This window comes from Halomonas sp. H33-56 (genome assembly GCF_040147035.1).
Classification (GTDB): Bacteria; Pseudomonadota; Gammaproteobacteria; order Pseudomonadales; family Halomonadaceae; genus Halomonas; species Halomonas litopenaei.
The window spans coordinates 28702-54227 of sequence record NZ_JAMSHP010000001.1 but is presented as its reverse complement, the minus strand read 5'-3'; the positions used below and the strand labels follow the sequence as shown (position 1 = coordinate 54227).

Here is a 25526-nt window from a genome sequence, read left to right as displayed (position 1 = left end):
GCCTTAAAGCGACTCGATTACCGGCTTTGAAGCTGACACGCGCTTCAGCACATTGCTCAACGGGCGCGTGGTGATATCACACTCGATACGCATTTCATCACCATCTTCAAGGGCAATATCATCACCGAAGCTCAGTACCGCGGCGCCAAAGAAGTGAACATGCAACTGGTTCGGCTGACAAAAGGTTGCATACTTGAAATGGTGGTATTCAAGGTTGCTCACCGAGTGACACATGTGCTTTTCACCGCTCATGAAGGGGCGATGCCAAAGCTGTTCGCCACCCCGATGCAATGACACATTTCCCTTGATCTCCTCGGGGAGTTCGCCAACGAAGATCTCGGGACCGATGCTGCAATCGCGCAGTTTTGAATGCGCCAGATACAGGTAGTTCTGTTTTTCCGTCACATGATCGGAAAACTCGTTTGCCAGGGAGAAACCGACTCTGAAGATTCGGCCTTGGTCATTGACGATGTAAATCCCGGCAAGCTCGGCTTCTTCCCCACCATCCAGGGCGAAGTCCGGCATCGTGATCTCGGCAAAAGGGGCGCGTAGCGTATGACCCGTGCCCTTGTAGAACCATTCAGGCTGCGCACCGACCTCGCCTGCTGCGGGCTTCCCTCCGGCGACACCCAGGTCAAACATGCGCTGAGTATCGGTGGGCTGTGCCGTCTTCGCCTCGACGTTTTCGCCTTCATGCATCTGGCTACGCGGAGCCGCGCTGCCAAGATGGGTCAGACCGGTCCCGGTCAACAGCAGGTTGGCAGGCTCGGGGTGGGTGATCGGTGCGCGAAGGCGGCCCTCGCTGATGGCCTTGACGTAGGACAGGGTGGCATCCGTGCGAAATTCGGACAGCACAGCGTCCAGCTTACGCTCCAGGTTCGCCGCATGAAGCGCAATGGTGTAGAGAGGTTGTGCCAGCAGTTCAAGCTCATCGCCGTTGACGATAGCCGCAACGACCTCGTTACTATCGTTTACCACTTGTACAATATGCATGAATATCTACCTTGTTAATTAATAAACGCAAGGGACAAGCCAGGAATATAAGTAATAACCAGCAGCGCAAGCAGCAGCACCAGGAAGAAGGGAAGCGAGGACCTCAGGAATTGCAAGGTATTCAGCCTGGCGATATTACAGCTCACGAACATCAGCACCCCGAGAGGCGGAGTGATCTGCCCGATCAAGAGATTGAAGAGCATGATGACGCCGAAATGGACGAGACTGATATCCAGAGCATTCAGCAGCGGAATCAAGATCGGAACGAGGACGATGATCACGGCGATGGTTTCCATGAACATGCCGATAACCAGCAACGCAAGGTTAAGCAGCAACAGCACCATCAACGGATCGTCCGTCAGCCCTGTAATCCATGTAACCACCTCCTGCGGCGCTTGCAGAATGCTCAGCGACCAGGCCAAGGGGGCCGAGGCAGCGATAATAATCAGGATGGAAGCAGCTTCACGAGATGTTGAAACAAGCAGCCCGCCCATATCCTTCCAGCTTAATGTCTTGTAGACAAACTTTCCGACGAAGAAGGAATACGCGACAGCGACAGCGGCAACTTCGGTAACCGTAAAGATCCCCATCCGAAAGCCAACGATGATCAGCACGGGCATCAGTAGCGCCCATACCGACTTCTTGAAGTAGCTGGCCACGCGAGAACGTTGGAAGCCTTCATCCTTCGGGTATTGCTTGACGACGCTGATACCGGTGATAAGAAGGGTCAGCAGCAGGGCGATCAGAAGGCCTGGCAAGATGCCTGCAATGAAAAGATCGCCGATGGAGATATTGGCCTGCCAGCCGTACACCACCATCAGGATCGAAGGCGGAATGATCGGCGACAGCGTGGCAGAAGAGGCGGTCAGCGCAACCGAGAACCCCCGATCGTAGCCGTTTCGCTCCATCTGCGGGACCATGACCCGCGTGGTGGCTGCACAGTCGGCAAGAGAAGACCCGGAAATGCCCGCCATCAAGACGCTGGAGAGAACGTTGACGTGGGCGAGCCCGCCTCTCAAGTGGCCTACCAGCGACCGTGTAAAGTCAAAAAGCCGTTCGCTGATGCCACTCTTGTTCATGATGCCGCCGGCGAGCATGAACAGCGGTATTGCCAACAGTGGAAAGGATTCGACCCCGGAAGAAACCCGCTGAGCCAGAACATTCAGCGGAATATCCAGAGAAATAATGGATACGACAGAGGCGCCGAGCATCGCCAGGGCGATCGGCATACCAAGGAGGATCAGGGAGAAAAGTATAGCGAGTATAATAATCAGCATTTCACACCTATACATTTTCCATGTCGGTTTCGAATGCATTGAAAGAGCATTCGACCACAGCGTTCACCATTAAATGAAAAACACTGAACACAAAGAATATCGGCATCGCATAGGCGAACCAGGCAAGCGAGATCCCCAGGATAGGAGAGGTACTGCTGGCAACCGTCTGACAGTACTCGTATCCGAGGAACGCCATGGCGCCAAGAATCACGATAGAAAGGACGAGTACCAGGGTATGTACCACACTTCTTATGCTTCTCGGCATCGCAGCTATCACTGAATCTACAGTGATATGCTGCTTTTCAGCAAAAGCCACACTGGTTCCGACAAATGTCAGCCAAACAATCAATAGTTTCGACACACTTTCGCTCCAGACAAAGGGAGCACCAAGAATGTATCGAAATGCCACCCCCAGTGTGAGAAGCAGTGCCATCACACCGAGGATCACGCCGATGGACACCTTCTCGGTCGCAAGCAGACCGCTGTTCACTTTTACGAGAAAACTAGTCATGTATCACCATTGACCAATCTCCGCCTTGCCCAGCGCGTCAACTCGGCGAGGCAAGGCGGGAGGTAGCAGTAGTTAGTTGCGATAGTTTTCAATCGCGGTCATGACGCGACGATAGTCTTCTTCACCCCAGCGATCGACCAGGTTTTCCCTGGCTTGCACTGCGGCTTCCTCGAAGGAGGCACGGTCGATATCTTCGATGACGTTGATGTTGCCACCCGCACGAAGCTCTTCGAGCATGGAACCTTCACGCTCGGTCTGCAGCTCGTAGTTCTCCTGGGCAAGCTCTTGAACGACCTCTTGGAGAATTTCCTGATGGCTTTCCGACAGTGACTCGAACTTCTGCGAGTTCATCAGGACAACCTGGCTCTGCAGCATATGCCTGCTCATGACCAGTTGATCCTGAACTTCATAGAACTTGCGGGAATAGATGGTGGGAATCGGATTCTCCTGTCCATCGACAGTCCCCTGCTGGAGCGCCAGGTAGACCTCGCTGAACGGAATCGGGGTGGGTGAGGCGTCGAAGGCTTTTACCATTTCTACCCACGCCGGCGACTCGGGCACGCGCACCTTGAGGCCCTTCATATCTTCGACGCTATGCACCTCATCACCGTTGAAGGTGAGGTTGCGCCAGCCCCAGTACCAGGTCTTTGCCAGAGGTACCAGGTTATGCTGCTCCTTCAGCTCGTCAAAGATCGGCTGATAGGCCTCCCCCTCGAGGATATGTCTTGCTTCATCCCAGCTCTGGAAGATGAAAGGCGCGTTTGAAATCTCCATCGCGGGGAGAAGCGTACTGGCACCGGAGTACCCTGGCACGACAATGTCGATGGAGCCGTTCTTGGACTGCTGGAGCAGCTGTACCTCGGAACCTAGCTGCTCACTCGGGAAGACCTGAACCTTGAGCTCACCATCGGTCCTTTCTTCTACCCGTTCGCCCAGCTCACCCAGCAGTTCATAGCTAGCTTCACCAGGATTGAAAGTATGGCCAAGTCGCAGCGTGGTCGCTGCGTGAGCGGTACCAGCGGCAAACACCATGGCGCCTGTTGAAAGCGTGAAGGTTGCAGCGGTCAATAATGCTTTTGCTTGTTTCATCGAGTCACCTGTTGTCGCTGTTTTTTTATCGGCCCTGGTGAGGGCGACCGGGCAGCATGCGGGGCCAAAGCTAAAGCAAATGGTCATTGCGCGCAATGACCATTTTGTGAGACTATAGTCTAATCGCCACGATTGCCAAAGCTGATAGGCTTTCCGCCAGTTTGTGATTTCTCTTCCAGAGGCCGTCCATGCAGCTAATTAACAACACGCCTGCTGTCATTCGTTTGCATCCCCAGGACAATGTCGGGGTCGCCACTCGTGCCCTGCCGAAAGGTATGCCGATTGACGACGATTCGAACCTGTCCTTGCAGAATATTGACGCGGGCCACAAGGTTGCCTTGAAGGCAATCGCTGCTGGCGACAGCATCACCAAATATGGCCAGGTCATCGGCAACGCCAGCAGTGATATTGCTCAGGGCGAGCATGTGCATACGCACAACGTTTCGATGCTCGAGCGGACCACTTCTCTGGAAGGATTTTCGCCGGCAGCGATGACCAACGCCGACGAGAGCGAGCGGCATTTCAATGGTTATCTACGCTCGGACGGCCAGACGGGAACAAGAAACTATATTGGCATCCTCTCCACGGTGAACTGCTCGGCAACGGTCGCAAAAATGGCCGCAGAACAGCTCAATGCATCCGGAGAGGTCGAAGCCCTGGGCTATGACGGAGTCGTTCCGGTAACCCATGGCTCCGGCTGTGCCATGAATACCGAAACAGAAGGCTTCGCCTTTCTGGAGCGCGTCATCGCAGGCTATGCAAGACACCCGAACTTCGCCTTCGTGTTGATCATTGGTCTCGGCTGCGAGACCAATCAGGTCAAGCAATTGGTGGAAAAATCGGGATTGACCGATACATCTCGTCTCTACTACTTCAACATCCAGGATGTTGGCGGCACCAGGGCAAGTATCGAACTGGCGCGCGAGAAGATCCTCGATATGGCCCGTAGCCATCCAAGAGCCGAGCGCCAACCCAGCCCTCTCAGCAACCTTACCGTGGCGCTTCAGTGCGGCGGTTCAGACGGCTACTCGGGCATCACCGCGAACCCAGCACTCGGGCACGCTGCGGACCTCATCGTCAAGCATGGTGGGAGCGTGATCCTCAGCGAAACTCCCGAAATCTATGGCGCCGAGCATCTTCTCCTGGATCGAGCCATCAGCAAGGACGTGGCAAGCAAGCTCCTGGATCGCATCGCCTGGTGGAAGCACTACACAGAGATCAATGGCGCCGAGCTGAATAACAACCCGTCTCCGGGAAACAAGGCCGGAGGTCTGTCGACGATCCTGGAAAAATCGCTGGGTGCCGTCGCCAAGGGCGGATCGACCAGTCTCAACGACGTACTTGAGTATGCCCAGCCACGCACGCAGCCGGGGTTCAATTTCATGGACAGCCCGGGCTATGACCCGGTATCGGTGACTGGGCAGATCGCATCCGGTTCCAATATGGTGTGCTTCACGACGGGACGGGGTTCGGTATCAGGCTACAAGCCGGCACCGTCCATCAAACTCGCGACAAATACCGCCATGTATGAACGCATGTCCGAAGACATGGATATCAACTGTGGCGTTATCGCTGACGGCATGGCAAGTGTCGAAGAGGTCGGCGAGATGATCTTCGAGCGGATCATCGCGGTCGCATCGGGCGAATCCAGCGCTAGCGAAACCCTGGGGTATGGCAACAATGAGTTCGTCCCGTGGATGGTCGGCGCCGTGACCTAGGCCGACGCCTTGACTGCAGCGGCCATGGGTCACGGACACCAGCGCAACGAAAGCTTGCCGCGAGTGCCCCCTGCGCCTGACAGCGATACGCAGGCAGGGGATGTACGTCCAGCCGATGCAGTCCTTTACGCTAGCCGGCCAGGGTATTGCGGGCCCCGGGGGACCAAGGCCAAATGGGTCGAGGACAGTCTGTCCGACCAGGAAAAGACCGCCCCTGCGAGGCCCGATGCCAGGCCATCAGTCTTACAGCGCTCGGCTTCAGGCCCTTTGGCGCTAGCGGTAGGCAAGCCGACGAACAATGATCTGAGCCAAGCGAATACGGTTTCTTGAAGGGTAGACCCCTCCATTGACACTATCGCCATCTCATCATGGCAAGCTTCAAGCGCAAGGCCGGAAAACCACCACAACAAAAGCTAAAAAGAATTGTTGCGACACGGTATTGGAGAGTCGAGATGGGTACGCTAAAGGATCAGCTCTACCACATATTAACCGAGAGCATGGAAAGCGGTAGCCTCGAAACGGGGCTTGTTCTGCTGGAAAGCAATATTTCCGAGCTTTTCAAGATTAGTCGTTCCCCTGTGCGTCAGACACTGGAACGGCTTCACAATGAAGGAAAGATCAGCCGCTTTGATGGCAGGGGCTACCTGGTGGGGAGTCAGCCTTCTGACGTTATCAGACGCCAACTCACCGAGAAGGACTTCGCACAATCCAGCGGAAAGATGGCGGTCCGCCGGACCGACTCCTGGCGAAAGTTTGCCGAAGAAATCGAACGCGATATCGTTCTCTGCTCCATGCTAGGTCGTATGGAGCTAAACGAACTAAAACTGGCAAAGTTTCTCGATGTTAGCCGAACCACGACTCAAAAGATTCTACTTCACCTTCAGTCCCTGGGTGTTGTTGAAAACAACAAGTACAGTAGCTGGACAGTGGTACCACTGGATGATGACAGACTGCATCAGCTATACGAGGCTCGACAACAGCTTGAGCCCTTCATGATCGCCCAAGCCACCGAAAAACTGCCCAGTGCCGATATCAAACGCTACATTGACCGGCTCGATAGCGCAGAAAACCAATACCCGAACATCCGGGGAGAGCTTCTCGACGAACTGGAAAACGACCTGCATCAACATGCCATGATAGCGGGGGGCAACGATGAAATCGTTACCATGCTTCAACGTACCCGCCCCATCCTCTTGATAAGCAAGCACCTTCTCGGGAGCAAGATCGACTTTCCTCAGAGCGATCCCTTCTTTGACGAGCATCGCGAAGTTTTCAGTTTGATGCTTTCGCGGAAGCCGACTCAGGCTCGCCATTCCCTGTTCAAGCATCTCACGGCGTCAGAGTCCAAGGTACAGCATCGTTTGGAGCAGTTTCGCGATAGCCCGGAAGTCGATATCCCGGAATATCTTCGCAGCCCCGGCGGATAGAGAAGTCATTGTTGTCGGGGCTTGGCCGACGACGAATTGTCTTCGACAAGCAGGGTCTACCAATGCCAGGTGCCCTGCCCCCACTCGGCACCTGACTCTCGCGCACCTGTAGGGGACCTCCTTGTAGGCTTGCTACCGCCATGCTCCTCCAACCAGGTTCTCCATGCATCGGGTCGTCTTTCTATTCCGGATTTGCATTAACAAAGCCAATTTCTAGACGGCGATGACTCTTGTCTACCCTCCCTTATAGCCGTCATCTTTCTGGCGATCTGAGCCGCTGGTGGCCAACAAGAGTCCACCATTGTGTCTGTCGGCCAGGGTAGAGCAATAGTCCCCACCGCCAACCGGCACCTCTCACAACCATCTGTTATTGAATGATTTTATAGTCTTTTCTGCCTCTCTGCGGCCTCGCCACGGGTATCTTTTGCTTGGCCGACCCGAGCACTTATCGCCTTTTCTTCCGCGTGAATCCGTGGCTCACAAAAGAGCCCTTTTTCGGCCGGGAACTAAACTAAAGTCTAAAAAACGTTCATTGTACGCAATGAACACAGCGTGCTAGATTCGTTACTCCCTACAATCCATAATTAGACGATCCAGGCATGCCAATGAAAGCCATAATCAACACAAAAACCGTCAAGACCGTCACCGCAACGCTGTTGCTCGCAGCCTCCAGTTCTGCCTTTGCTGCCTATCCGGAAAAGCCCATCACCATCATCGTCCCCTGGGCGGCCGGTGGAGGCACAGACGCCACCGCGCGGACCATTGCCACCGCACTCGAAGAGGAGCTTGGCCAGACGGTCAACGTCGTCAACCGCACAGGCGGCAGCGGCGTCGTCGGTCATAGCGCCATGGCCACGGCTCGCCCCGATGGCTACACGCTGGGCCTGGTGACTGGCGAGCTCAACATGATGCACTGGCAGGGGCTGACCAACCTGACCTACGAAGACTACACCCCGATCGGGCAGATCAACTTCGACTACCCGGGGATTCAGGTCCGCGCAGATGCTCCCTATGAGTCTCTGGAAGACCTGGTAGCAGCCATCCGGGAAGAACCCAAGGGAACCTTCCAGGCATCCGGTACCGGTCTGGGGGGCGTCTGGCACCTGGCCTTCGCCGGTTTCCTGATGGATCAGGGTATGGAAGCTGACCGCGTCACCTGGATTCCCAGTCAGGGCGCCGCACCGGCCATGACCGAACTTGCCGCTGGCGGCCTGGAGATCGTTCCGAGCTCTGTTCCTGAAGCACGTTCGATGATCGAAGCGGGACGTGCCAAGAGCCTGGGCGTGATGGGACCGGAGCGCATCGAGAGCTTCCCTGACGTTCCGACTATCCAGGAGGCGATCGGCAGCGACTATCTTGTCGGCGAATGGCGCGGCATTGCTGGGCCAAAGGGAATGGATCCCGAGGTCGTCGCTACGCTGGAGACCGCACTGGAAGCAGCTTACAACAGCGATACCTATCAGGACTTCATGTCCCAGCAGGGGTTCGGCACCGAGTGGCGTAACGCGGAAGAGTTCGGCCAGCTGATGGTCGAGATGGACGCGGTCTACGGTGAGATCATCGAGAACGTCGGTCTGGGCAAGTAAGGATTGCTAGATGAGAGATTTCATCTTGGGGCTAGCCTTCATGCTGTCGGGCTGCATCGTCATCTATGTAGCCCAACAGTACCCGACGATGGCTAGCCTGCAATTTGGGCCATCTCTGTTTCCCTCCCTCATAGGGGGAGGGTTTCTTATAGGTGGTTTGTTCCTATCGGTAAAGCAGGTCCCCATTTTAAAGACCCAGTATGCCAGTAACACTCCGGGCAATAACCGGCCGCTTCCTATCCGGTCGCTCCTGGCGTCACTTCTTCCCTGCGTGATGATTATCTTCTATATCCTCACCAGTGAATTCCTGGGCGCAGCGGTTAGCCTCGCCATTGGTATTTTCGTTCTTATGCTTTCCCGTAAGGCTTCACTTCTTCTATCCCTGGCCGTATCCATACTCGCATCACTGATCATATATTTTATTTTCTCCACCTACCTAATGATTCCCCTTCCCGAAGGGTTGATGAGATTCTGGGGATAAGTCATGGATACCATTCTTCTAGGGTTACAGCTAGTCTTCAATGTCGAGACCTTGCTCGTCATTCTAGCCGCCTCCGTCTTTGGTGTTTTCGTTGGTGCCGTACCAGGTCTTACGGCTACCATGGCGGTGGCCTTGCTGGTACCGATCACCTTTTACATGGATCCGGTTCCGGCTATCGCGGCGATCGTGACCACATCTGCCATGGCGATATTCTCCGGCGACATTCCTGCGACCTATCTGAATATTCCTGGAACACCATCCTCCGCTGCCTATGTAGGTGACTCCCACCTTCTGGCGCGGTCCGGACGGGCCCGGGAAACCCTTGGCGTCAACCTGGTTTGCTCGGTATTTGGTGGAATCTTCGGCACCATTATTCTTGTCTTCGTTTCTCCGTCACTGGCGGAGGTCGCTCTTCAGTTCAGTTCATTCGAGTATTTCTGGCTGGCCTTGCTGGGTTTGAGCTGCTCGATCTTTATCGCTATCGGCTCCAGGGTAAAGGCCTTCCTGTCATTGATGATCGGCCTTCTCTTGTCCACTGTCGGGCTGGACATGATGAGTGGTGCTCCTCGTTTTACCTTCGGCATCCCGGACCTCATGGCCGGGATCAACTTCATACCGGTCATGATCGGCATGTTCGCGCTCAACGAGTTGATGCTCTTCTATGGTTCACGTGGCGATGGTAGAGCAATGCCGTCGCTTTCCAAGGATAGCGTCTTCAGCCAAGTTCCAGGACACCTGAAGGCCTACTGGCCCAACATGTTTCGCGGAGGATCGATCGGTACCCTGATCGGGGCGCTCCCTGGTGCCGGTGCCGACATAGCCGCCTGGATTTCCTACGCCGTGGGCAAAGGTCGCTCAAAGCAAAAGGAGGCATACGGGACGGGCCATATTGAAGGCATTGTCGATGCCAGCTCCGCCAATAACTCTGGCATCAGCGGCGCCTGGGTGCCGGCTTTGGTGTTCGGCATCCCGGGAGACTCCATCACGGCCATCGTCATCGGGGTGCTGTACATGAAGGGCATGAACCCCGGCCCCACCATCTTCATGGATGGCAGTGGGTTGATCTATGCGCTTTTTGTCGTCTTTTTCCTGGCTAACCTGGTGATGCTGCCCATTGGATATGCCGCAATACGGTCGGCAAAAGTATTTATCCTGACGCCAAGGAAGGTACTTATGCCGATTATCCTTTGCTTCTGCATCGTTGGCGCATTTTCGATCAACAATTCGATTACCGATGTCTGGATCATGCTTATTATCGGCGCGGTGGCATCGATCCTGGCGAGGTGCGATTTCCCGATGGCGCCCGCCATCCTGGGGCTGGTGTTGGGCACTACCCTGGAAAATAACTTCATGAGCTCCATGCTCAAGAGCAATGGCGACCTGCTGGCCTTCTTTTCACGCCCGATCAGCGCAGGGCTAGGCGCCCTCGTCATTCTGCTGTGGCTCTCGCCGTTGCTGACCATGGCCTACAAGAAGTTCAAGCACGCCAACTCCAACAAGGCACAGGAATTATCATGAGACGCTATACGACACCGTGGTTGGAAGATGTCCTGGTGACACTTTTCAGAGAGGCCGGCGCATCCGAAGAAGTCAGTCGGACGACCAGCAGCATCCTCATCGAGGGGGACCTGCTGGGACACCATACCCATGGGGTAAAACTGGCCAACGGCTACCTCAAGGACTTGAAGTCCGGCCATGCACGTGGTGATGCGTCGCTGCTCGAATCCCGCCAGATCAGCCCTGTGGCGGCGGCCTACGACGGACACTATATCCTCGGCCCTTACCTGGTCCAGAAGGCGCTTGAGCAAAGTGCTGATGCGGCCAGGACGTCGGGGATCGGTATCGTCAGCATCAAGCGATCCCACCACATTGCCTGCCTGGCCTCCTATCTGAAGCCCTTCGTCGATCAGGGGCTGATGCCGATCATCATGACGTCTGACCCGGCGGTAAAGTCGGTGGCCCCATACGGTGGGCTCGACCCAGTCTACACACCGAACCCGATCGCCATGGGAATCCCGAGCCGAATCCAGCCGATCATGCTGGACGTCAGCATGTCCACCGTCACCAACGGCAGCGTGGCCAAGGCCAGGGCCGAGGGCTCAAGGCTCGATCATCCGGTCATTCTCAGCAACCAGGGGGTCGTCAGCGATAACCCCGCTGACTACTTTACGGACCCTCAGGGCAGCATTCTCCCGCTTGGTGGGCGCGAGTTTGGCCACAAGGGCTTTGCCATGGGATTGATGGTCGAGGCACTGACCTCGGCCCTTGGTGGCTTCGGACGGAAGGACGATCCAAGTGGGTGGGGGGCCTCGGTGACCGTCATGGTGATCGATCCGGCACTATTTGCAGGGAGCAGCGACTTCCTCGACGAAACCGACCACCTGGTCGAAGCCTGTCTGCAAGCCAAGCCCGTTGACCCCGAACGTCCTGTGCGGCTGCCAGGCCAATCGGGGCTCAGGCGCCGCACCGAGTTTCTCGATCAGGGCATCCCGCTTCCCGGCGAAGTGGTCGCAGAGCTTCGCAGCGCCATCGAGGATTCGTCATTGAAAGGAACCCTGGACGTTTGAGCCATCAAGGCTGACCGCAATGCTGCGCCAGGGACGAATGAACCAGGGCGTTGTCCCTCGTCCCGGCTTCCTGGATAGCCCGGCTCACATAAGCCCGGCTCACATAAGCCCGGCTCACATGAGCCGGGCTATGCACGAGAGGCTATTGGCGTCCTGCGGGGGAAAGGCTGGACAACCACGCCCAGCCAGTATGTAAGCGCTCACTGGCACGAATTTACACGCCGGTATTGCAGAGCTCAGGCGCTCGTCGTACGCGCCCTAGGCGCTGTCCGAAAAGTCGACGAGCGAAGGTTAGACAAGGCAAAAATCGGTGAGAAAGCGCAGTTTACGGGGTGTAAATGAGCATTTTGACCGGGCTGGCGCACCAGCCGATTTTTAACGCCGTATTACCGAGCGCAGGCACTTTTCAGACAAGCCCTAGAAGGCGAGCATGCCCCCAAGCCCGGCTACCCAAAGGCCAATACCAAAGCTTGCGTGCGCCGTCAGGCTGCGAAGCCTGGCGATGTTAGGCCGAGGGGTCCTGCGGGCGGCGATGCCTGCGCCCAACCCCGGTTGCAGCACCAGAAACGGGGCGAGCACCGTCACCACACCGAACACCAGCGCGGGCACGAACACCGGTCGTTGCTGCCAATCCGATCCGACAAGCACCAGAAACACCAGGGCGAACACCACGCCCGTAAGATAGTGAAACGTCCACCCCAGCGCCGCCTCTGCGCGTATCGGCGCGCTTCCCGAGATGGGGCGATGGACGACAGTGCCTCCCGCCAGGTGACCCAGCCAGCGCCCCACCAGGGCGTAATCCAGGGAGGGAATGCCGAGTACCCGGCGCTGCGCCAGCGCGACGACATCCATGAAGGCGGTCGCCCCCACGCCAAGCCAAAGGGCATCAACCAGAAGTTCTGCCACTGCACTACTCCTCCAACAGAGAGAGCCCGCTGCCGAGCCGATCGAAGAGAAACGCATCCTGAGGGTCAAGAGACGGCAAGGTCGCGCGCTCTCTTGCAGATTCAGGCAAAGCCGAAGTAGCTTACGACCTCAAGTAAACTTGAGGTCAAGCGCCATGCTCGACATCTCCGAGGTCTCCCGGCAAAGCGGCGTCGCCGCGTCGAAACTGCGCTATTACGAAGAGATCGGGCTGATCCGCTCGATCGGACGTAGTGGGCTGCGGCGGGTCTTTGCGCCGGACGTGCTGTCACGCCTGTCGCTGATCGCCCTGGGACAGGCAGCCGGGTTCTCGCTGGCCGAGATAGGCGACATGCTTGGCCAGGAAGGCAAACCCGACATCGACCGCGAAAGACTGGGTGCCAAGGCGGACGCCTTGGACCGGCGCATCAAGCAATTGAGCGCGATCCGCGATGGCCTACGCCATGCCACGACCTGCACCGCACCCCGCCACCTGGAATGCCCCACCTTTCAGCGCCTGATGCGCATCGCGCTTGCCAGGCAGTCAGCGCGAGGGCCTGGACGACAAGTGGCGAATGGAGCGAAAGCAGCGAGAGGGGCGAAAGGGGCGAATGGAGCAAAAGAGGCGAGAACCCAGCATGGACAAACAAGACTGAAACGAGATGGCTGAACGGATCTCTGCCACTAGCGCAAAAAAGGCCCGGCTCCTCGAAACAGGAGCCGGGTCTTTTTCAACACGCGGATCAGGACGCCGGATCGGGTCAGCCGGGACGACGCTGGCCGCCTAAAGTAAGCACTTACATATCCCCGAAGCGTGATTGCAGAAGCGTCAGCGCCACCACCGGGGCGGTTTCGGTACGCAGGACCCGTGGTCCCAGGGTCAGCGCCGCAAAGCCTTGTGCCGTCGCCGCCTCGACCTCGCGCGGGGACAGACCACCCTCGGGGCCAATCAGCACGCAGGCGCTGGCGACGCGCTCGGCGCGCTCGAGCACGCCTGGCGTACCCGGGTGGAGCACCAGCCTGAGCGCCTCGTCACGCTGGCCCAGCCACTCGCTCAGCGCCTGCGGGGCCCTGACCTCGGGCACAGTGGCGCGGCCGCACTGCTCGCAGGCGCTCACCGCCACCGCCTGCCAGTGGGCCAGCTTCTTTGCCTCACGCTCGCCCTTGAGGCGCACATCGCCGTGCTCGGTGTACAGCGGAGTGATCGCGGCGACGCCGAGCTCCACCGCCTTCTGGATGGCGTAGTCCATGCGATCGCCCTTGGAGATCGCCTGCCCGAGATGGACGGACAAGGGCGATTCGCCCTTTCCATCGCGCACTTCGAGTATGTGAACGCTTACTTTCTTGCGATCGGACTCGGCGATGTCGGCACGGGCTTCGCGACCCTGACCGTCGAACAGCACCAGGGGATCACCGGGCTTGAGCCGCAGCACGCGCCCCACATGTCGCGCGGCTCCTTCAGGCAGAACGACGTCGCCGCCGGCGACAAGCGCGGCGGCGACGTGGATGCGGGGGCCCTGGAAGGCGGCGTCGCTCATCAGTGGGCGGTCGGCGCCTGCTCGCCCTGGGCAGTGCCCTGAGCATCGCCCTGCTCGGCCTCGCGGCGCTTCTTCTGGGCGTAGAGCGCCTCGAAGTTGACCGGTGCCAGCATCAGCGGCGGGAAGCCACCACGATTGACCAGGCTGTCGACACACTCGCGGGCGTACGGGAACAGCACGTTGGGGCAGAAGGCACCCAGGGTGTGGTCGAGCTGGTCACCTTCGATGCCGGTGATGCGGAACAGGCCGGCCTGTTCGATCTCGGCCAGGAAGCAGGTGGTGCCGCTCTCACTGTGGGTGACCTGGGCGGTGACCTTGATCACCACCTCGAAAAGGCCGTCGGCAACCTTGGTGCTGCGGGTGTCCAGGTCGAGGCCGACCTTGGGCTTGAACGGCTGACCGAAGACGCCAGGTGAGTTCGGCGCCTCGAAGGAGATGTCCTTGACGTAGATGCGTTGCAGCGAGAACTGCACCTGCGGCTTTTCCTGATCCTGCTGACCGGCGGCCTGGGCGCCAGCGTTCTGGTTGTTGTCGTCTGCCATGAGAAAGATCCTTGAATCGGGTAATCAGAAATCGTGCGGACGGTCACTTCTTGACGATGGGCAGGTTATCGGTCTGCCACTGGGTCATGCCACCCTTGAGCTTGAACACGCGCTCGAAGCCAGCCTTCTTGAGCTTGGCCGCCACGGCACCTGAGCTCTGGCCTTGCTTGCACACCACCACGATGGGCGAGGCCTTGACCTTGTCGAGCTCGTTGATACGGGAATCGAGGCTGCTCTGGGGAATGTTGCGAGCGCCGGCGATGTGTCCCGCCTTGAAGTCGTTCTTGTCGCGAACGTCCAGAATTACCGCGTCTTCGCGGTTGACCATCTGGGTCGCTTCGCTGGTGGTGACGCCACCGGCGTTGGCGTTGCGCAGCTCATACAGCAGCCAGGCCGTCAGCACGGCCAGGAAGGCAGCCACCAGCAACGGGTGATTCTGCACAAATTCGAACAGCTGATCGATCATGGGGTCGGCTAACTCTCGTCGGATGCAAAAATGGTGGTGGCCTGGGTGGCGAAATCGGCGTCCATGGCCTTTGTTACAAGATCTATGTCACAAGACCGGTGCCTCAAGGCCGGTGTTGCGAGTCCAGTCTACAGACCGGACGACGCGAGACGCAGGTACGATGCCCGCGCTCGATCACCGCTACCCGCCGCAGGGCGGCCAGTATACACGACTCGGGGGCGATGCCGCCTGCCTCCGGACACTGCCTCGTCGGGTCAATGACGACCGCTGCCAGCGTGCGATATGATGCCGCAAGGAGGATCGTGTCGCGAGCCTGAAACCGCAAGCCACGAGACTCACGAAGACGCGCCGATCTTATTGTCGGGCGCGCTTTCCGAATCGCCAGGCACCAGCGTTTACCCACGACACCCCAGGACATCCGGCGACGACGCCAGGCGTCGAGCGCCAACAAAAGGATGCCGGGCGAGGTCATCTTGAGCTAGAGGCAATTCCTCATGACGGATACTGCGACCGCACCGCGCCCGGTGGCGCTGATCATCCTCGACGGCTATGGACACAATGAAGACGCCGCGTCCAACGCCGTCGCCGCCGCCGACACCCCCAACATGGACCGCCTGTGGCAGCAACGCCCGCACACCCTGATCCACACCGATGGCCGCCACGTGGGCCTGCCGGACGGTCAGATGGGCAACTCCGAGGTCGGTCACATGAACCTCGGCGCCGGGCGCATCGTCTACCAGGACTTCACCCGCATCACCAAGGCCATCGAAGACGGCGAGATCGACGACAATGCCGTGCTGACCGCGCCCATCGACGCGGCGGTGAAGGCGGACAAGGCGGTCCACCTGCTCGGCCTGCTGTCCCCCGGTGGCGTTCACAGCCACGAGGATCACCTGCTGGCGGTGGCCGAGATGGCCGCGCGGCGTGGCGCCAAGCGCATCTACCTGCACGGTTTCCTCGACGGCCGCGACACCGCCCCCAAGAGCGCCAGGGCCTCCATCGAGCGCGCCAACGCCAAGCTCGCCGAGCTGGTGGGTCAGGACAACGGCTTCGTCGCCTCGATCATCGGCCGCTACTTCGCCATGGACCGCGACAACCGCTGGGACCGCGTCGAGAAGGCCTATCGCCTGATCACCGAGGGCCATGGCGAGCACCAGGCCGAGAGCGCCGAAGCCGGCCTCGACGCCGCTTATGAGCGTGGCGAGACCGACGAATTCGTCGCCGCCACCAGCGTGCGCCCGAACGGCAAGCCGGTCGCTGCCGAAGACGGCGATGCCGTGCTGTTCCTGAATTTCCGCGCCGACCGCGCCCGCGAGCTGACCCGCGCCTTCGTGCTCGAGGACTTCGACGGCTTCAACCGTCAAGTACAGCCGACGCTGGCCGCCGACGGCCTGGTCATGCTGACCCAGTATGCCGCGGATATTCCCGCGCCCTCGGCCTTCCCGCCAGCCGACCTGAACAACACCCTGGGCGAGGTCATGGAGAAGCGCGGCAAGACCCAGCTGCGCATCGCCGAGACCGAGAAGTACGCCCACGTCACCTTCTTCTTCTCCGGCGGCCGCGAGAAGGAATTCGAGGGCGAGAAGCGCGAGCTGATTCCTTCACCCCAGGACGTCAAGACCTACGACGAGAAGCCCGAGATGAGCGCCTTCGAGCTCACCGACACCCTGGTCGACGCCATCGACGGCGGCAGCTTTGACCTGATCATCTGCAACTACGCCAACGGCGACATGGTCGGCCATACCGGTGACTTCAACGCCGCCAAGGCCGCCATCGAGGCGGTAGACAAGTGCGTGGGTCGGGTGGTTGAAGCGATCGAGCGCGCCGGTGGTGCCTGCCTGATCACCGCAGATCATGGCAACGCCGAGCAGATGGTGCACCCCGAGACCGGCAACCCCCAGACTGCGCATACCACCTTCCCGGTGCCGCTGGTGTACGTGGGCAGCCGCGAGGCCCGGCTAAAGGACGGCGGTCGCCTGTGCGACCTGGCGCCGACCCTGCTGACCATGATGGGCGAGTCGGTGCCGGAGGAGATGACCGGCGAGGTACTGATCGAGCTGTCGTGAGACCTCTGCGCACCGCAGCCCCAGTCGCGCCATCGAGGCGCCAGCCCGGCAGCTGCCCACCCCCACGTACGACGCCGCCCCGCCCGGGGCGGCGTTGTGGGTTTGTCCGCGCGGCTGTCGCCGTGGGGGCAGCGGTCCTGTGGCTGGGTGGCCTGCCGCTCACTCCTGTGACACAGGCCGGCCTGCCGCTCGCTCAGGCCAGTCCCAGCGAGCAGCAGGCCAGGCAAAGGCTCGACGCCATCGGCGAGCGTATTCAAGAGGCCAGTCAGCGCCTGGCCAGCACCGATAGCGCCCGCGACCAGGCCAGCGAGGCCCTGCGCGAGGTGGAAACCGCACTGGCCGAGACCCACCAGCGCCTGGATACGCTGCAGGCCGAACGCCGCCGGCTCGATCAGGAGATGGCCGAGCTTGCGCATCGCCGAGAACTGATGGAAGCCGAACGCCGGGAGCAGCGGGCAGCCCTGGGTCGTCAACTCGATGCGCTCTATCGCATGGGCCTGACACCACAGTTGAAGCTGCTGCTGAATCAGGACGACCCAGCACGACTGGACCGCCTGCAGGCCTATCTCAACCATCTTGCCGATGCCCGCAACGAGCGCCTCGATCTGCTCGCTGAACTGGACCAGCGTCTGGATGACAACCGCCGCGAGCTCGAACACCGCAGCGAGGAGCTGGCTTCCCTGGAGGCCGATGTGGCGGCCCGTAGCCAGGCCCTGGCCAGGCAGAGCCGCGAGCGTCAGGCGCTGGTGGCACAGCTCGACCAACGCTACGACACCGAGGCCTCGAAGCTGGCCTCGCTGGACCAGGACCGGGCCCACGCCGAGCGGGTCCTGCGCGAGGTGCAGGAAACCATGGCACGGCTCGAGCGCCCGCCGCCGTCCACCGCCATCGAGCGCACCCGAGGCGACCTGCCGTGGCCGGTGCAGGGCATGATGCTGTCGCGCTTTCGCGAATCCCGCGGCGTCCACCGCAACGGCATCCTGATTCAGGCGCCATCCGGGACTTCGGTCGAAGCGGTTCACCCCGGCCGGGTGGTGTTCGCCGACTGGATGCGCGGCTTCGGCAATCTGCTGATCGTCGACCACGGCGACCAGGTGATGACCCTCTACGCCCACCTGCAACGCTTCGAGACGGAGGTCGGCAGCCGTGTGGAGCGTGGCCAGACACTGGGCCGCGTCGGCGTCAGCGGAGGCCGCGACGCTCCGGGGCTGTATTTCGAGGTACGCCGAGGCGGAGACCCCATCGATCCTGGTGGCTGGATCGCGCGGCGCTGAGCACACGCCATTTTCAACCATCCGGCCTAAGGCTATGCTTGAACCTTGCCCCTACGTCGAGCGGAGACCGCATGACCGAACCCCGAGCCGCCCACCGTCCCTCGCGCCTCAAGACACTGACCGGGACTTGCCTTGCGTGGTGCCTCGCCGCGACCCTGGCCTGGCCTTCGCTGGCCAGCGCCCAGGCGACCGACGATGATCTGCCGATCAGCGAGATCCAGGCCTTCTCCGAGGTGTTCGAGCGGATCAAGCGCGGCTACGTGGAAGAGGTCGATGATGCGACCCTGCTCAAGAACGCCATGCGCGGCATGCTCTCGGAGCTGGACCCCCACTCCAGTTACCTCGACGCCGAAGCCTATCGCAACCTGCGGGAGACCACCGAAGGCGAGTTTGGCGGGATCGGCATCGAGGTCGGGCTCGACGACGGCCAGCTGACGGTGATCTCGCCGATCGACGACACCCCGGCCGAGCGCGCGGGACTACAGGCTCAGGACGCCATCCTGCGCATCGACGAGACCCCCACCGATCGGCTATCCCTGCAGGAAGCGGTGGACATGATGCGTGGCGAGCCAGGCACCGAGATTCGCCTGACCGTGGTCGGCGCCGGCGATGGTGCTCCACGTGAGGTCACCCTGGCCCGGGAAATCATCCGTACCGACAGCGTGAAGAGCGACATCCTCGAGCCCGGCTACGGCTATCTGCGCGTCAGTCAGTTTCAGGCCCGCACCGGCGAGCAGGTAGAGGATGCCCTGACCGAATTGCGCGACCAGGGGGCCCTGTCAGGCATCGTGCTGGACCTGCGCAACAACCCCGGCGGCGTACTGCAGTCGGCGGTGGACGTGGCCGACGCCTTCCTCGACCGTGGCCTGATCGTCTACACCGAGGGGCGCCTGTCCGATAGCGACATGCGCTTTTCGGCAACCCAACGCACCGCGGCGCCGGACGTGCCGCTGGTGGTGTTGATCAACGGCGGCAGCGCCTCCGCTGCAGAGATCGTCGCCGGCGCCCTGCAGGACCAGCGCCGAGGCGTGGTGATGGGCACCGAAAGCTTCGGCAAGGGCTCGGTGCAGCAGATCATGCCGCTGGGCAATGGTGAAGGGCTCAAGCTGACCACCGCGCTCTACTACACCCCTAACGGTCGCTCGATCCAGGCCCAGGGCATCGAGCCCGACGTCGAGGTCGTGCGCGGCCGGCTCGAGGTCGCCGATACCAGCAACCTGCGCATTCGCGAGTCTGACCTGGAAGGACATCTTGGCGATGGTGGAGATCGCGCCGGCAGCAGCCGCAGCGATCGGCTGGACGGCGACTACCAGCTGGGCGAGGCACTGAATCTGCTGAAGGCGCTGAACGTGATCAGTCAGCGCGACACGCGCTAGGCCGGGCGACAAGGCCCTGGCCCGCACTCTGCCTGCCCCCTAGCGACAGCTAAGCGGCAGGCGCCCACGTGAGCCGGTGGCCTGCTGCATGATCAGGCGCTTGATCGGAGATAACCGGTCGACGCCGGAAAGCCCCAGGTTGCGCGCCAGCGTCAGGCCCGGGTGGCGGCTGCCGAACAGACGCCGAAAGCCTTCCATCAGCACCAGCATCATGGCGTTATCGCCACGCCGACGTCGCTCATAGCGTGCCAGCAGGCTCGGGCCGCCAGGTGCTACACCACGACGGCGTCCGTTCAGCAACTCTTCGCCCAGTACCGCCGCATCGAGAAAGCCCAGATTCACCCCCTGGCCGGCCAGGGGGTGAATGCTGTGAGCGGCGTCGCCGATCAGCGCAAGCCCCGGCAGGTGGTAGCGCTCGGCGTGGCGCTGGCTGAGCGGAAAACTCCTGGCCTCATCCAGCACCTCCACCGCACCCAAGCGATGATCCAGCGCCTCGGCCATGGCCTGGCCCAGCGCCGCCGGCGAGAGTGCCGCAAGACGTTCGGCTTCCTGCGGGGTGGTGGACCAGACGATCGAGCAGTAGTGGCTGTCTCCCGCCACCGTCAGCGGCAGGAAGGCCAGGGGGCCGGTGGCCAGAAAGGCCTGACGGGCTACACCGCCGTGACGCCGCTCGGTCTTCACCGTGGTCACCAGCGCGCACTGCCCGGTGTCCTGTTCACGTACCGCTATCCCGGCCAGTTCGCGCAGCGGTGAACGTGCACCGTCGGCGCCGACCACCAGCGGGGCGGCCAGCACGCTGCCATCATCCAGGGTCACCCGCCGACGAACGGCGCCGTCGTCCAGCGCCACCACCTTGCGACCATGCAGGCGTTGCACCTGAGGCAGCCTCGACAGCTCGGCTTCCAGCGCCGCAAGAATCACATCGTTTTCGACGATATGGCCAAGCACCGGTACGCCGGCCTGATCGGCGCGGAAGCCGACCTCGCCGGAGCCATCGGCGTCCCACACCTGCATGGCGGTGTAGGGCGTGGCGCGCCAGGCGTCGATGCGCGGCCAGGCACCGAGGCCTTCCAGCAACCGTCGAGACACCGGGGTCAGGGCGCTGACGCGGGGCGCCGGCACACTGCCCGGCAGGTCATCCGAGTCCAGCGGGCCCGGACGCGGGTCCACCATGGCGACCGTCCAGCCTTCCCGTGCCAGCAGCACGGCCAGTACGGCACCTACCATGCCGATACCGGCGATCACCACATCGACTCCCGTCGGCGCTGCCTTGGCGGCTGAACCCTCTGCCTGCTCCTTCATCGGCGTCTCGCTCTCCCAGTCTTCCTGACAATCACTGACTCGCTTGCACCACGTGCCTTTGCGGATTCGCCCTCAGGGGTCCTTTGCGGATTCGCCCTCAGGGTCGCGGCAACGCAGCGCACCCAGTGTACCGCCAAGGGCAATCCTATGCTCGACCGCCAGGCTTTCAGGGGCAGTGCCTGAAGGCTGCCTGACGCCATGGGAAGGCCCTGTGAGCCAGATGACACCAACGGGCCAGGGTTGCCCCTACCCAGTTATCGTTCGCTGCCCATGGCCCGCCTGGCGAGGCCCCGCCTCAGCGGCCCTGCGAGGTTCAGGCCAATCAGTCCCGCGGCACGGGCGTGGGACAGCAGTGGCTGGTCGATGCCGAACAGCCGAATCAGGCCGTCGCTGAAGCGCACCACATTGCGCTGGTCCGTTTCGCGGCGTCGCTCGAAGGCGGCCAGGGTCGCCGCGCTGCCAGGCGCCTGGCCGGCCTCGAGCCCTTGCTCGATGGCCTCGACCAGGTCGATCACCCCTCGCAGCGCGAGGTTGAAGCCCTGGCCCGCCACCGGATGCAGGGCGTGGGCGGCGTTGCCCAGCACCGCCAGTCCCGGCCGTGTCGTCTCCCGCGCGGTGACCAGCGACAGCGGGTAGACGTGACGCTGGCCGACCTTGACGAAGGCGCCGGCTCGATCGCCAAAGGCGGCCTGCAGCTCTTCGAGAAAGGCGCGGTCCGACAATGCCAGTCGGCGCTGTTCGCTGCCCTTTTCGTGGGTCCACACCAGCTCCATGGCCTGGCCCGGCAGCGGCAGCAGCGCCATCGGGCCTTGCCGTGTGAAGCGCTCGTAGGCAACGCCCTGGTGGGGGCGCCCGACCGCGACATTGGCGATCATTGCCACCTGATCGTAGGGGGCCGCGTCGCTCTCGATCCCCAGCGCCTCCTTGAGGCCAGAGCGACCGCCGTCGGCCAGCACGGTCAGGCCGGCCTCCAGCACGCTGCCGCTGGACAACCACAGACGATGGCCTGCGGCCACGGGTTCGATACGCTCCACCCGAGCCGGACAGTGCCAGTCGAGCGGCAGTTCGGCCAGGCGGCGATGCAGCACCCGCCCCATCCAGGCGTTGGGTACCACGTAGCCGAGCGCCTCGACGCCCATTTCGTCAGCACGCAGGCGCGTCGCACCAAGGCGTCCCTTCTCACTGACATGGATCAGCGAGATCGCGCTGGCCTTCGCGGCCATGGCCGACCACACCCCGAGGCGCGAAAAGTGCGCGGCGGACCCCGCCGCAATGGCGCTGGCGCGGGCGTCGAAGCTTGGCTGCCAGGCGTCGTCTTCACCCGCCGAAGGCGCCGCTTCCTGCGGCGACGGTGCGAGTGGTGCCATCGGTGCGGCCTCGACCACCGCGACCTTGAGGCCGGAGTGTTCGATCAATTCCGCCAGGGCCGCCCCCAGGCTCGCCCCCACCAGCCCCCCGCCGATGATCGCCACGTCGACCCGCTCGACCGCATGGCCACCTTCCTGGCAAGACGCCTGAGGGGCGTTCGCTGAAAGGCGGCTTGCCGTTGGTTCCACAGTGCTCTCGGGGGTGTCTTGCGGCATTACTGTATTCCTGTAATAACTTTACGTAATCAAACATTTATTAGCGTGCTAGTTGGCTATAAAGCCACCAACTGCCCTGGCGAAACAGCACCCTGATTTATAACTCAACCACCAGCATCCCTCCCTTGCAGGACCTGCGACACGACACTCTTCTGGAAAATTGGCGCACCCATGTGCGCGGTAATCCGACGATCATCCGGTCCACGACTACCCGGCCGTCGACCAGCGGCGGCGCCCCGGGCGGCGGCGAGAAGAGTCCAACACACCAGAGGCACGCACCGATGAAAAAGCTGTGATCGCCGAGAAAGGCATGATCGCCAAGGATAGGTAAGCGGCCGATTCGCTGGCGACTCGAGCCCAGAAGTGCGCTGCCGGATCGATCACACCATCCAGCATAGCAGGCTCTGGCGACGGGAAAAGGAGGGAAAAATCCCGAACTTTGCAGGCATCGTTCGGGACTTTGGCAAGCGTCAGTGGGTGGTGGGAGGCGTCTCGTCGACCTGCTCGACCTGCGGGGTGCCAGGGTGCTGTTCGGTATAGAGCAGCATCGCCGCCATGCGGGCGTGTTCGGTCAGGGCAAAGAGGTCGTTTTCGTTCTCGGCGCTGTCGTCGATATCGGTCTCGATGGCGGCCAAACCCGCGAGATCCTCGATGGCCTCCCTGAGCGGCTCGGACCACTTCTTTCTGGGCGCGTCGCCTGCATCCTCCACCACTTCGAGAAAGCCGAGGGTCCACTCCTTGAGGCCCTGGGCCCGCTCGGCCAGCGAGAACATCTCATCAGGCAGCAGCGGTTCGAAGTTCAGCTCAGTGCTGGCCAGGGCGTCCAGGGTCTGGCGGCGCCAGCCGAGCAGACGTTCGGCGCTGGGCTCGTCTCTGGGCTGGTCGACCCCGAGGGTCAGGCAGACCTCCTCGAGCCAGGCCTCGGCGGTGAGGTCGTGCAGGCCGAGTGCCGCGCACAGGCGCCCGTCGAGAAAGGCCGGCGACTGCATGCTGCCATGCAACAAAAAGGTGTCGGCGATGGTGGAGAAGTCCTGGCGTTCGTTGATCAAAGACATGATGATATCCGCTGAAGAAGAGGTTCAGGGTGGCAATACCGCGGCGCCCCCGGGGTGACCAGAAGCCGCTTGCCAATGGCATCGGTAAGCGCCGTCGGTGCTCCCGTCTTGAGGTGTCGCGTTGACCCCCCGCTGAAGGCTCTCTTATAGTGACTCGCAATCGATCCCCGATGGTAACGCATCCTGCCCGTTCGGCGCTGCGTTAGCCAAGGCCCGCCCCGGAGCCAGGCCCATGAATGACACCAAGCGGCATACCACCGACATTACGCTGCTAGAACGCCCCTACACCATCGCCTGTGCCCCCCAGGAGCAGGAGGGACTGGAGCGTGCTGCCCGCTATCTGGACCAGGCCATGCAGGGGATCCACGCCCAGGGCAAGGTGGTGGATCGGGAGAAGATCGCCATCATGGCTGCACTCAATCTGGCCCACGAACTGCTTGGCCTGCGTGACGAAAAGCGTGCAGGCGAAGCCAGTCTGAGCGAGCTGAACACCCGCCTGGAGCAGGCGCTCGCCAAGGCGCCGAGTCGCGATTCCGACGTCTGATCAAGGCTGATCAGGGCTTTCGGTACCTAAACCCGCACCACGTCCCGTAACGCCCCGGTGGTCCGCGCCCCGCCTCATCTGCGAGAGCCGTGCCAGCACCTCATCCCCTTGCTGGTGTCTCGCGACCAGCGCGCCTGGTCGACACTGCCTCCTAAAGCACTCGAAGGCATCTTCACTTTGGCGCCAGGCCCCGGTCTGGTAGCATGGAGGAGTTCCCTGGGGTGTGCGCCAGTCGTTACAGTCCCTCGAGCCTATGCGCAGTACCCAGGGGGCCAAATGCTAGCCGGGCCCGTGTGCAAGTCCGTGCGACGGAAAGCCTGACGGCTCGGCTGCGGCCACCCACCTTGAACCTATGGGTTCAAGGGCCAGAACGACAGCGGCACTCTGGGGAACCTCGAATGAACGATCTGCGCTCTTCCATTGACGCACAGATGACGCTCGGACACTTGTCACGTACCGAGCTGCGGCGCGAACTACGCCGCCGCCGCCGGGCCCTGAGCCCGCGCCAGCAGCAGGCCGCCAGCCAGTCACTATTGGCTCGCCTGCGTCGCCTTCCTGAACTGCTGAGTGCCCGTCGCGTGGCGCTCTACCTGCCCAATGACGGGGAGATCGATCCTCGCCCCCTGCTCGACTGGCTACGCCAGCGGCGCGCCCAGGCCTATCTTCCGGTGCTGCGCCCCCTGAGCGACAATCGCCTGTGGTTCGTCCGCTACGACGAGCACACCCCCATGGTCGCCAATCGCTTCGGCATCAGCGAACCCTGCAGCCGTCACGGCGCCCATCCGTCGCGCCGTCTGCCGCCCTGGGCGCTGGACGCCATCCTTCTACCGCTGGTGGGCTTCGACGACGCCGGCCAGCGCCTGGGCATGGGTGGAGGCTTCTACGATCGCACCCTGGCCTTCGCCCATCCCGACAGCGGACAGGGCGGCCCCAGGCCACGCCTGATCGGCCTGGCCCATGACGTCCAGCGCGTCGAACGCCTGCCGGTGGCCTCCTGGGACGTGCCGCTGAACGCCATCGTCAGTGATCAAAGAGTGATCCGCCCTGCCTGAAACGCCTCCGGCCGCCCCTGAGGGCGGCCGGAGTTGGATCTATGCCGATGTCGTGACCATGGTGCCTGGTGCCTCAACCTCCCACCAGCGCCTGGGCGTAGCCGGTCGCCACGACTCCCAGGCCGAACACCAGCACCAGTGACATGATCAGATCGGGCTTGCGTTTCATTCCTGAC

Annotated in this window: 23 protein-coding genes and 1 other RNA gene; 13 read left to right on the top strand and 11 right to left on the bottom strand. The window is 61.4% G+C overall.

Annotated elements, in window-relative coordinates:
- Nucleotides 1–3: 3 nt before the first annotated feature.
- From araD1 to NFH98_RS00210, 4 genes are all read right to left on the bottom strand, one after another.
- A complete protein-coding gene (araD1, locus tag NFH98_RS00225; protein ID WP_349622093.1) occupies nucleotides 4–993 on the bottom strand; it encodes an AraD1 family protein in 990 nt (329 codons plus the stop codon).
- 14 nt (nucleotides 994–1007) lie between these two features.
- Nucleotides 1008–2270 carry a TRAP transporter large permease gene (locus NFH98_RS00220; protein WP_052704569.1) on the bottom strand — a complete coding sequence of 421 codons (1263 nt, stop codon included), beginning with the start codon at nucleotides 2268–2270 and terminating at the stop codon, nucleotides 1008–1010.
- 7 nt (nucleotides 2271–2277) lie between these two features.
- Nucleotides 2278–2781 (bottom strand): TRAP transporter small permease, encoded by a 504-nt coding sequence (locus tag NFH98_RS00215; RefSeq protein ID WP_348827373.1) that lies wholly within the window; start codon nucleotides 2779–2781, stop codon nucleotides 2278–2280.
- Nucleotides 2782–2853: 72 nt separating this feature from the next.
- Complete coding sequence (locus NFH98_RS00210) at nucleotides 2854–3870, bottom strand: TRAP transporter substrate-binding protein (protein ID WP_348827372.1); 1017 nt, start codon at nucleotides 3868–3870, stop codon at nucleotides 2854–2856.
- Between the two features lie 188 nt (nucleotides 3871–4058).
- Here NFH98_RS00210 and NFH98_RS00205 point away from each other — a divergent pair, with 188 nt between their 5' ends.
- The 6 genes from NFH98_RS00205 to NFH98_RS00180 all read left to right on the top strand — a co-directional run bounded on the left by NFH98_RS00205 (nucleotide 4059) and on the right by NFH98_RS00180 (nucleotide 11649).
- Nucleotides 4059–5588 carry a UxaA family hydrolase gene (locus tag NFH98_RS00205; protein ID WP_045995212.1) on the top strand — a complete coding sequence of 510 codons (1530 nt, stop codon included), beginning with the start codon at nucleotides 4059–4061 and terminating at the stop codon, nucleotides 5586–5588.
- A 368-nt stretch (nucleotides 5589–5956) separates the two neighbouring features.
- On the top strand, nucleotides 5957–7015 hold the full coding sequence (locus NFH98_RS00200; RefSeq protein WP_348827371.1) for a GntR family transcriptional regulator: 1059 nt from the start codon (nucleotides 5957–5959) through the stop codon (nucleotides 7013–7015).
- A 605-nt stretch (nucleotides 7016–7620) separates the two neighbouring features.
- Nucleotides 7621–8601, top strand: a complete 981-nt coding sequence (locus NFH98_RS00195) for a tripartite tricarboxylate transporter substrate binding protein (RefSeq protein WP_045995210.1) — start codon at nucleotides 7621–7623, stop codon at nucleotides 8599–8601.
- A gap of 10 nt (nucleotides 8602–8611) precedes the next feature.
- On the top strand, nucleotides 8612–9082 hold the full coding sequence (locus NFH98_RS00190) for a tripartite tricarboxylate transporter TctB family protein (RefSeq protein WP_348827370.1): 471 nt from the start codon (nucleotides 8612–8614) through the stop codon (nucleotides 9080–9082).
- Nucleotides 9083–9085: 3 nt separating this feature from the next.
- Nucleotides 9086–10600 carry a tripartite tricarboxylate transporter permease gene (locus tag NFH98_RS00185; protein WP_045995208.1) on the top strand — a complete coding sequence of 505 codons (1515 nt, stop codon included), beginning with the start codon at nucleotides 9086–9088 and terminating at the stop codon, nucleotides 10598–10600.
- The gene (locus tag NFH98_RS00180) at nucleotides 10597–11649 is read left to right on the top strand and encodes an Ldh family oxidoreductase (protein WP_222516245.1); all 1053 of its coding nucleotides are present in this window, start codon (nucleotides 10597–10599) and stop codon (nucleotides 11647–11649) included. Before NFH98_RS00185 ends, NFH98_RS00180 begins: the two co-directional genes overlap by 4 nt.
- Before the next feature lie 417 nt (nucleotides 11650–12066).
- Here the strand turns inward: NFH98_RS00180 and NFH98_RS00175 are convergent, their stop codons facing one another.
- Nucleotides 12067–12555 carry a DUF2938 domain-containing protein gene (locus NFH98_RS00175; protein ID WP_348827369.1) on the bottom strand — a complete coding sequence of 163 codons (489 nt, stop codon included), beginning with the start codon at nucleotides 12553–12555 and terminating at the stop codon, nucleotides 12067–12069.
- A gap of 154 nt (nucleotides 12556–12709) precedes the next feature.
- On the opposite strand from NFH98_RS00175, the gene NFH98_RS00170 reads away from it, so the two are divergent.
- Complete coding sequence (locus NFH98_RS00170) at nucleotides 12710–13222, top strand: helix-turn-helix domain-containing protein (protein ID WP_348827368.1); 513 nt, start codon at nucleotides 12710–12712, stop codon at nucleotides 13220–13222.
- Nucleotides 13223–13349: 127 nt separating this feature from the next.
- On the opposite strand, the gene NFH98_RS00165 is transcribed toward NFH98_RS00170, so the two are convergent.
- From NFH98_RS00165 to NFH98_RS00155, 3 genes are read right to left on the bottom strand one after another with little or no spacing between them, the layout of a single operon-like run.
- Nucleotides 13350–14090 (bottom strand): 16S rRNA (uracil(1498)-N(3))-methyltransferase, encoded by a 741-nt coding sequence (locus NFH98_RS00165; protein ID WP_348827367.1) that lies wholly within the window; start codon nucleotides 14088–14090, stop codon nucleotides 13350–13352.
- The gene (gene secB, locus NFH98_RS00160) at nucleotides 14090–14632 is read right to left on the bottom strand and encodes a protein-export chaperone SecB (RefSeq protein ID WP_045990989.1); all 543 of its coding nucleotides are present in this window, start codon (nucleotides 14630–14632) and stop codon (nucleotides 14090–14092) included. Before secB ends, NFH98_RS00165 begins: the two co-directional genes overlap by 1 nt.
- Nucleotides 14633–14675: 43 nt before the next feature.
- Nucleotides 14676–15098: a rhodanese-like domain-containing protein gene (locus NFH98_RS00155; RefSeq protein ID WP_349622092.1), complete on the bottom strand. Its 423-nt coding sequence runs from the start codon at nucleotides 15096–15098 to the stop codon at nucleotides 14676–14678.
- 494 nt (nucleotides 15099–15592) lie between these two features.
- Here NFH98_RS00155 and gpmI point away from each other — a divergent pair, with 494 nt between their 5' ends.
- From gpmI to NFH98_RS00140, 3 genes are all read left to right on the top strand, one after another.
- Nucleotides 15593–17164, top strand: coding sequence for a 2,3-bisphosphoglycerate-independent phosphoglycerate mutase (gpmI, locus tag NFH98_RS00150; RefSeq protein ID WP_108449612.1), 1572 nt, complete (start codon nucleotides 15593–15595; stop codon nucleotides 17162–17164).
- A gap of 122 nt (nucleotides 17165–17286) precedes the next feature.
- Nucleotides 17287–18438, top strand: a complete 1152-nt coding sequence (locus NFH98_RS00145) for a murein hydrolase activator EnvC family protein (RefSeq protein ID WP_348827366.1) — start codon at nucleotides 17287–17289, stop codon at nucleotides 18436–18438.
- Between the two features lie 71 nt (nucleotides 18439–18509).
- Nucleotides 18510–19814: a S41 family peptidase gene (locus NFH98_RS00140; RefSeq protein ID WP_348827365.1), complete on the top strand. Its 1305-nt coding sequence runs from the start codon at nucleotides 18510–18512 to the stop codon at nucleotides 19812–19814.
- Nucleotides 19815–19853: 39 nt separating this feature from the next.
- Here NFH98_RS00140 and NFH98_RS00135 read toward each other — a convergent pair whose 3' ends face one another.
- The 3 genes from NFH98_RS00135 to NFH98_RS00125 form a co-directional block, all read right to left on the bottom strand.
- On the bottom strand, nucleotides 19854–21116 hold the full coding sequence (locus tag NFH98_RS00135; RefSeq protein WP_349622091.1) for a UbiH/UbiF/VisC/COQ6 family ubiquinone biosynthesis hydroxylase: 1263 nt from the start codon (nucleotides 21114–21116) through the stop codon (nucleotides 19854–19856).
- Between the two features lie 254 nt (nucleotides 21117–21370).
- Nucleotides 21371–22699 carry a 2-octaprenyl-6-methoxyphenyl hydroxylase gene (gene ubiH / locus NFH98_RS00130; protein ID WP_349622090.1) on the bottom strand — a complete coding sequence of 443 codons (1329 nt, stop codon included), beginning with the start codon at nucleotides 22697–22699 and terminating at the stop codon, nucleotides 21371–21373.
- Between the two features lie 470 nt (nucleotides 22700–23169).
- Nucleotides 23170–23754: a UPF0149 family protein gene (locus tag NFH98_RS00125; RefSeq protein ID WP_045990983.1), complete on the bottom strand. Its 585-nt coding sequence runs from the start codon at nucleotides 23752–23754 to the stop codon at nucleotides 23170–23172.
- A gap of 232 nt (nucleotides 23755–23986) precedes the next feature.
- Here NFH98_RS00125 and NFH98_RS00120 point away from each other — a divergent pair, with 232 nt between their 5' ends.
- The 3 genes from NFH98_RS00120 to NFH98_RS00110 all read left to right on the top strand — a co-directional run bounded on the left by NFH98_RS00120 (nucleotide 23987) and on the right by NFH98_RS00110 (nucleotide 25350).
- On the top strand, nucleotides 23987–24298 hold the full coding sequence (locus NFH98_RS00120; protein WP_349622089.1) for a cell division protein ZapA: 312 nt from the start codon (nucleotides 23987–23989) through the stop codon (nucleotides 24296–24298).
- A 210-nt stretch (nucleotides 24299–24508) separates the two neighbouring features.
- Nucleotides 24509–24693: non-coding RNA, 6S RNA (gene ssrS, locus NFH98_RS00115), on the top strand.
- Between the two features lie 36 nt (nucleotides 24694–24729).
- Nucleotides 24730–25350, top strand: a complete 621-nt coding sequence (locus tag NFH98_RS00110; RefSeq protein WP_253554819.1) for a 5-formyltetrahydrofolate cyclo-ligase — start codon at nucleotides 24730–24732, stop codon at nucleotides 25348–25350.
- Nucleotides 25351–25526 lie beyond the last annotated feature (176 nt).